Source organism: Cohaesibacter celericrescens (assembly GCF_002866925.1).
Taxonomy (GTDB): domain Bacteria; phylum Pseudomonadota; class Alphaproteobacteria; order Rhizobiales; family Cohaesibacteraceae; genus Cohaesibacter; species Cohaesibacter celericrescens.
In genome coordinates, this window is record NZ_PKUQ01000012.1 from 82,312 (window position 1) to 90,324 (window position 8,013).

5 protein-coding genes are annotated in these 8,013 nt (G+C 51.3%); 1 reads left to right on the plus strand and 4 read right to left on the minus strand.

Going from position 1 to position 8,013, the window contains the following annotated elements; all coding sequences use genetic code 11:
• Window positions 1-62: 62 nt before the first annotated feature.
• The gene (locus C0081_RS06955; protein WP_101533092.1) at window positions 63-3,509 is read right to left on the minus strand and encodes a pyruvate carboxylase; all 3,447 of its coding nucleotides are present in this window, start codon (window positions 3,507-3,509) and stop codon (window positions 63-65) included.
• Between the two features lie 485 nt (window positions 3,510-3,994).
• Between C0081_RS06955 and C0081_RS06960 the strand changes: the two genes are divergently transcribed.
• A complete protein-coding gene (locus C0081_RS06960) occupies window positions 3,995-4,669 on the plus strand; it encodes a GntR family transcriptional regulator (protein WP_101533093.1) in 675 nt (224 codons plus the stop codon).
• A gap of 7 nt (window positions 4,670-4,676) precedes the next feature.
• Here the strand turns inward: C0081_RS06960 and C0081_RS06965 are convergent, their stop codons facing one another.
• The 3 genes from C0081_RS06965 to C0081_RS23380 all read right to left on the minus strand — a co-directional run.
• Window positions 4,677-5,588, minus strand: a complete 912-nt coding sequence (locus C0081_RS06965) for a hypothetical protein (protein WP_101533094.1) — start codon at window positions 5,586-5,588, stop codon at window positions 4,677-4,679.
• Window positions 5,589-6,035: 447 nt separating this feature from the next.
• On the minus strand, window positions 6,036-7,652 hold the full coding sequence (locus C0081_RS06970) for a peptidoglycan-binding protein (RefSeq protein WP_101533095.1): 1,617 nt from the start codon (window positions 7,650-7,652) through the stop codon (window positions 6,036-6,038).
• Window positions 7,653-7,786: 134 nt separating this feature from the next.
• The coding region (locus tag C0081_RS23380; protein ID WP_210200424.1) for a hypothetical protein at window positions 7,787-8,013 on the minus strand (227 nt) is incomplete at its 5' end.

Here is an 8,013-nt window from a genome sequence, read left to right on the forward strand (position 1 = left end):
CCGCTGCGAGGAAATCCCCGCAGCGGCTTTTAATTATCGATTACCCAGCAAAGGATTGCTGATTAACCTTCAAACTCGACCAGCAGATCCTTGGCATCGATCTGACTGCCGGGTGTGACATGCACAGTCTTGACCGTCGCATCATGTTCAGCGTGGATGCCGGTTTCCATTTTCATGGCTTCAATGGTCAACAGCAAATCGCCTTCGCGTACTTTTTGGCCAGCTTTAACACCGATTGAGGCAACAACACCGGGCATCGGTGCACCGATGTGGTTGGGGTTGTTGAGCTCGGCTTTTGGCCGCTGTACCGTAGTCGATTTGACCAAACGGTTTGGCACACGAATAGAGCGTGGCTGACCATTCAGCTCAAAGAAGACTTTCACATCACCATGTTCAGATGTCTCTCCAACCGCAAGCAGGCGGATTTCGAGCGTTTTACCGGGGTCAATTTCAGCAGAAATCTGCTCACCGGGTTTCATGCCATAGAAAAAGGCACTGGTTGGCAAGGACCGCACGGGACCGTAGAGATGGTGACGCCCCATATAATCCATAAAGACTTTTGGGTACATCAGATAGCCATTCAGATCTTCGTCGTCGACCTCGAAGCCTTCAAGATCATCAGAGATCTTGGCACGAAGCGCCTCGAGGTCGGCTGGCTCAAGGTGTTTGCCGGGACGTTCGATGTTTGGCTTTTCGCCCTTAAGCACCTTGTCGATAATTTTCGGCGGGAAGCCACCTTCTGGCTGGCCCAGATTGCCGCGCATCATATCAACGACGGATTCAGGGAAAGACAGATCAACGTCTGGGTCTTCAACCTGCGCACGGCTCAAACCTTGGCTTACCATCATCAGAGCCATATCGCCAACCACCTTGGAAGACGGGGTCACTTTGACAATGTCACCAAACATCTGGTTGACGTCAGCATAGGTTTGGGCCACTTCGTGCCAACGCTCTTCCAGTCCGATGCTGCGAGCTTGGGTTTTGAGGTTGGTGAACTGACCGCCGGGCATTTCGTGCAGATAAACCTCGGAAGCCGGAGCAGAGGTGCCACTTTCAAACGCTGCATATTGCCCGCGAACCGCTTCCCAATAATCAGAGATCTCCCGCACAGATTCGATATCGATGCCGGTGTCACGATCGGTGTGACGCAGGGCTTCAACAATTGAACCAAGGCATGGCTGAGACGTGGATCCAGAGAAGGAATCCATGGCAGCATCGGCGGCATCAACCCCCGCTTCAGCGGCGGCTAGAATGGTCGCGCCGGCAATGCCCGAGGTATCATGGGTGTGGAAATGGATCGGCAGACCGACCTCTTCTTTCAGGGCTTTAATCAGCACGCGTGCCTGAGCTGGCTTGAGCAACCCGGCCATGTCTTTAAGGCCCAGAACATGCGCACCGGCAGCCTTCAATTCCTTGCCCATTTTGACATAATAATTGAGATTGTATTTGGCGCGTTCCGGATCGAAAATATCGCCAGTATAACAGATGGTGCCTTCACAAACCTTGTTGTTTTCCAACACGGCATCCATCGCCACGCGCATATTCTCAACCCAGTTGAGAGAATCAAATACACGGAACACATCGATGCCGGTGACGGCGGCCTGTTTGACGAAGCTCTGCACCACATTATCAGGATAGTTGGTATAGCCAACGCCGTTGGAGGCACGCAACAGCATTTGTGTCATCAGGTTGGGCATGCGCGAGCGAAGATCCCGCAACCGCTGCCAAGGACATTCCTGCAAGAAACGATAGGCAACATCAAAGGTGGCCCCACCCCAACATTCCATAGAAAAGAGCTGAGGCAGATTGGCGGCATAACTCGGAGCGATCTTGATCATGTCAATCGACCGCATGCGCGTGGCCAGCAAGGACTGGTGACCGTCACGCATCGTGGTGTCAGTCAGCAACAGCTGTTTCTGATCTGCCATCCAGTCAGCGACAGCCTGTGGGCCTTTTTCTTCCAGCAGATTACGGGTGCCATAGGCTGGCACTTCGGTTTGGCGCTTTGGCACCACAGCTTTTAGCAGCCCTTCAGCAGGCAAAGGCCGGTTTTTGGTCTCTGGGTGCCCGTTGACCGTGATATCTGCGATATAGGTCAACACCTTGGTGCCACGATCAAGACGTGCCTGGAATTTGAATAGCTCGGGCGTGTTGTCGATGAAGGTGGTGGTATAGGTGTTGTTGAGGAAGGTCGGGTGCTTGAGCAGATTTTCAACAAACGCAATGTTGGTCGAGACGCCGCGAATACGAAACTCCCGCAAGGCACGATCCAACCGCGCGATGGCTTGTTCCGGTGTCGGTGCCTTGGCGGTTACCTTGGTTAGCAAGCTATCATAATAGCGGGTAATAACACCGCCTGCATAGGCAGTACCACCATCCAAACGAATGCCCATGCCTGTAGCAGACCGATAAGCGGTCAGTCGGCCATAATCGGGAATGAAATTATTCTGCGGATCTTCGGTCGTTACGCGGCATTGCAGGGCGTGGCCGGTGAGGTGGATTTCATCCTGGCTGTTTTTGCCAGTGGCCTCAGCAATGGTCTTGCCTTCTGCGATTTTGATCTGAGCCTGAACGATATCAATGCCGGTGACTTCTTCGGTCACCGTATGCTCGACCTGCACGCGGGGATTTACTTCGATGAAGTAAAAGGCTCCGCTTTCGATATCCATCAAGAATTCAACGGTGCCAGCACATTCATAGTTGACGTGCTTGCAGATCTTGTAGCCAAGATCGCAGACCTCGGCACGTTGTTCAGCGGTCAGATAGGGTGCTGGTGCGCGTTCCAAAACCTTTTGGTTGCGGCGCTGCACTGAGCAGTCACGTTCGAATAAATGATACATACCACCATGGCTATCGCCAAGGATCTGGACCTCAACGTGGCGGGCTTTTGTGATGAGTTTCTCCAGATATCCTTCGTCATTGCCAAAGGCGGCTTCCGCTTCGCGGCGGCCTTCCAGAACTTTTTCTTCGAGTTCCTTTTCGTTCATAATCGCGCGCATACCGCGACCACCACCGCCCCAGCTGGCTTTCAGCATCAACGGATAACCAACGGCCGCAGCTTCAGCCCGAACAACGTCCATATCGTCGCCCAGCACTTCGGTCGCAGGAACAACGGGCACGCCGGCGATGATCGCCACTCTACGCGCAGACGCCTTGTCACCAAGGGAGCGCATGGTTTCGGCTTTTGGGCCAATGAATGTGATGCCATTTGCGACACAAGCGTCGACAAAATCAGGGTTTTCCGACAAAAGGCCATAACCGGGATGAATGGCGTCAGCACCACAGTCTTTCGCGACGCGAATGATCTCCTCGATGGAAAGATACGCTGCAACCGGTCCCAGGCCTTCGCCAATGCGATAGGCTTCATCGGCTTTGAACCGATGCAATGATAATTTGTCTTCCTCTGCGTAGACAGCAACTGTGCGCTTGCCCAATTCATTGGCAGCGCGCATGACACGGATGGCGATCTCGCCACGGTTGGCAATCAGGATTTTTTTAAATTCGGCCATTTTTCTTCCCGTATCTGTCCTTCCCGTCCCCAAAGTCAGGAGTATGGGGGGAAGGAACACGTTGATTGAAGCAATCCAGATCTATCGCCTGACGTGATTGCTGCGCTAAGGGTAAGCAGCGTCCTTACCGCTTGGTCCGCAACTCCTGCTAAAGACTGTTATAGCAGGCATTTTTATTATGTGGAGCCACTTTAAATAACTTTTGGACAGGCGACCGAGCAAGAGCGCCGGTTAGTTGCAAGTTTCTCACACAAAAACTCTCTTAAGGCGTGGCAAAATTCTATCATCCATCGCGAATATGCTTTAAAATTCAGTATCGGCATTTAAAACCCTGCCAAACAATTCTGGATTGCCTAAGAAAAACGCCCTTTGATGAAAGACGCTCGTCATTTTGACGCTGATTGCATTCGGAAGGATGGGGATTATGATTCCTTTTGCACATAATGTGTCATGCCATTTACCAAACTCGGACCTAGGACCGCACGATGAACCTCAATGAGCTCCCCCGCTCCCAAACGATGCGAGCGGTGAACGCCCTCAGGGATCTCATTTTTACTGGCGCCTTGCCCGCTGGATCGAGCTACCTCGAAAGCGAGCTTGCGGATCGACTATTTATGTCTCGCACCCCTATCCGCGAGGCCGGACTGATCCTTGAGGCTCAGGGACTTGTCGACGTGCGCCCCCGAAGGGGCATGCGCGTAAAATCTCTATCCGTTGCCGATGTTGAAGATATTTATGACATTTTGATCGCGTTGGAGGCCCGCGCCAGCGAACAAGTGGCAAACAAGCATTATAGCGTGCGTGAGCTGATTATTCTTGCTGACGCGGTTGAAGACATGGCGGGCGCCGTCGCGCGTGGAGATCGCGTTGCATGGGCCGAAACCGATGAAGCCTTTTGCACCGAATTGTTGCGCTTGTCCGGCAACGAACGCTTGGCTTCAATTGCAGCAACCTGTACCGATCAATTGCGCAGAATCCACATGATGACGATGCACCTGCGCCCCCTGCCCGATCCGAGTGATCTGGGCCATGCGGCCCATTATAGAGCGCTGGCGCAGGGGGATATAGAGACCGCCTTGGCGGTGCATCGCGCCTATCGCCAGCGTTCCAAAGAGGTTGTCTCTCTCATCCTCGAACAATTTGCGCTAAAGCAGTTTTAAAATTGCCTTAGCAAGGTGCGGCGACATCTTTGAGATAAGGAACCAGAACCCTGGGTGGCTCAGAGAAAAGGGTGCCGAAATCCTTGGCGCCGAACAGGCCTTTTTCGGATAGATCTGACAATGCCCGACTCAGAGCTGGCGTCAGTTTGTTGGCAGATTTTACGTCTTGAAAATTCAGCTTGGTTTGACGCCTTTTTATTGACTTTGCCCGTTGGTCTTTTGAAGTTCCCTCTTCTAGCTCCAGCATTGCCTTAATCGTTTTCTCGTCAAGCCGACCTGTTTTTGATTTGTCGCCACCGCTGAATTTTGAAATCAATGCTGTGGATTTTTCATGGATTGTAAATCTGTTGGCAATGACCGTGCGAGCCCGCAAATAATCCTGAAAACGCAATGCAAGTCGTTTGCGATAGGCGGGATCACAAAAGCGACTTCTCTGCGTTCTCATTGAACAGGCAAGAAATTTTTCGGCGTCCTCAAAGTGGAAGTAGGCAACGCCCTTTTTTACCGTCCAGTCCGCAGCAATTTTGCTGATTTTCTTTGTGCATCGTTCGTGGAGTTCGCTATCAATTGCATTCAGGCCTGTTTTGGTTCTGTTGACATCAATGCGCATCTTGAAATTCTTCTGATCAACATACGGTGGTTTGCCGGTCATATCGTAATCTCGAGCAACCGCTTTAGGTTCCCGCAAAAAGAGCAGAACGGCTTCTTTCGAGCGTTTGGGAATCTCGGTGACGTCTTCGGCTGGAGACCCGTCCGTCATAAAAGTCCAACTGATTGTGGCAAATGAAGCCAGAATAACAAGCACAGATATGAGTGTTATGAGATTTGCGAGCATCCCCCCACGTTTTCTTGTGGGGCGGATTTTGTTACGATCGAAACCAGCGATAAGATCTTGTCCTCGCTGAATATTTCGCGTCATTTTTTTGTCCCGAAAGCCACGACCTTATTGTTTCAAATTATGCAAAGACCCCATTGGTCCTGCGATAAATTATAGAATCAGATCGTTGGAGCGTAAGATTTAGTGGAAAAGCGTGATAGGAAATGACCACGCACACAACATGACACTTAGGAATACTCGCACGCCTAGATTGCATTCAACCCTAAGGCATACATCTTAAAAGATGATTGACGTAAAAAAACAATTGCAACCAATGTGAACGAATGGTTGCTTTTACAGCTAAGTTGATCGGCTTGGATCGCCATGTCTGTTACGTCAACATAGGTAAAGACATCGGCCCCGAAGAGCGTTGTTTGCTCTTGTAACGAGATACCACTTCATAGCGCCCTCAACTCAGCTAGTCCGCTGTCTTGCCGAAGGGCAACGCCGTTTCTACGTAGAACACGCAGCCAACCGCAGACTTGGCTGTTATCCGCCTTTTCGACCACTGCGATAGCGGGTGAGTGCTTGGCGTGTTCGCGAGCCGAAGTCACCATCAATTTTGCCTTTGTAGAACCCCTCTTTTTGTAAAGTGGTCTGAATTTTTTGGCGGGTCTCTTTTGAAATGGCACCGGAGGCTTCGAACAGCAATTGCTGAGCCTGTTTGTCATCGCCAAGCAATGCTTTAAGCAAATAGGACGCAGCACTTTCAGGGCTTTTTTCAACACCCTGCCCTCGATCATAGAAGACCGCCAAGCTCGACATTGCCTCGGCGATATCAAGATCGCTCGCCTGCTGATAGAGTTTGGCAGCGCGTTTATAATCGCGCGGGGTGCCTGTACCATCACGATACATCGCAGCGGCAAAAATCATGCCACCGGGGTTGCCATTTTCCGCCGCTTTTTCGAACCAGAAGAGTGATTTTTTTAAATCTTTTGCAATTGGTTCACCCAGTTTATACATCACAGCCAGATAGGCCATCGAATGGGCGCTGCCCAAATCGGCTCCCTTTTTGGTGGCATCAAAGGCTTCATTCAGTTTGCCCGCTTTGTGAAGGCCTCGGGTCAGTTGGGTGTAGAAACGCGCTTCACTGGGATAGTCCGCCAAGGCTTCATTGCAAGCCGCGATAATTTTCTCTGCGTTCAGTTGTTTGTAATCCACCCCTTTGACGACAGCGTCGGGGTCGAAGGGATGCGCAGCAAGCCGATCGCAGGCAAGCTCGGGGGCGGGGGAATCATCGACATTGCCTCTAAGGGTGCTGACGATCTTCTCCTCTTGCTTGATGGCAAGGGGTTCTGTTTTTTCGGCCTCGCCCTTAGCAGCAGCTGGAGCTACATCCTCTGACTCCGGGGCTATTGGGCTGGTTTGGGGAGCGGCTAGTTCGGGAGCGGTAGGGACGGCTTGCTGCTCACTTTTCACAACAGCGTCAACCTCAGGCTTGAGGGCTTCAGCTAATTTCGAAGCCTCGTCTTTTGGTCCCATTTTGGAAATGTCAGGGGAGGCATCAGCGGCGGCTTCGGGCTCTTGCCGTTTCATGGCTTGCATATCAGTAGCCATAGCTTCATCAGGCTTTTTGACATCTTCTACAGCAAGTGGTTCTGAAACCGTTTTTGGCATTTCGGCCATTGGGGCCTCTATTGCCGGAGCTTGTATTTCAGGTGCTTCTGTTTCTGGTGCAGGCGTCTCTGATACTTCAGGCATTGCTGCCGGTTCAGAAGCTTTTGCCACCGGTTTGATCTCAACAGGCTGATCGGCAATTGTATTGATTACTGCATCAAAACCGACTTTGGGAACACTGGTCGGTTCCCCGTCTGGCGATGCCAAGATCGTCTGCTCTTTGATGTCTTTAACAGTCCAGCGCGTTTTGATCGCATTGGTGTCTGCTGTTGTTGAGGCTTGAATGCGCACTTTGTCACCAACAGAAACCATCGCACCAGCGGGCAGGGAAATTTCTATTTTTCCTGCTTCGTCAACTTTGCTGACTGTGCTTTTGATTTCTAATGCTGACGCTTGGCCGGACCAGATAGATAACACCAATATTGCGGAGCCAAGTCCGCGCCAGTTTGATGATGGTCTGTTGTTTTTGGTCCACATTTTCAAAGCCATAATTGTCCCCTCACAGCGTATGGTCGAATCTATCCTTTTTTAGCCATAGCATTTCGGGGCCGCTCTTGCATCGCCAATAGGAATAGGAACATTCACATTATAGTCACCAATAGCATTCGGCCCTCAAATGAGCGCTATTGGTGCAAAAAATACACAGGTTGGCGCTGCGGCTTGAAGAATGTTGTCAACCGGTGCTCAAAGAGGAGGTTGAAACCCCATGACAAAAGGGCGATTGTGCCTCCAACTCCGGGCCGTTTGCGACGGCCCTTGTCACCGTCACGCCACATCTGTTTGAAAGAACAATTGTCGAGAGTATCTGGCGATGGAAAGAAGGACAGACGTATGAAGATTTCGGTTATCG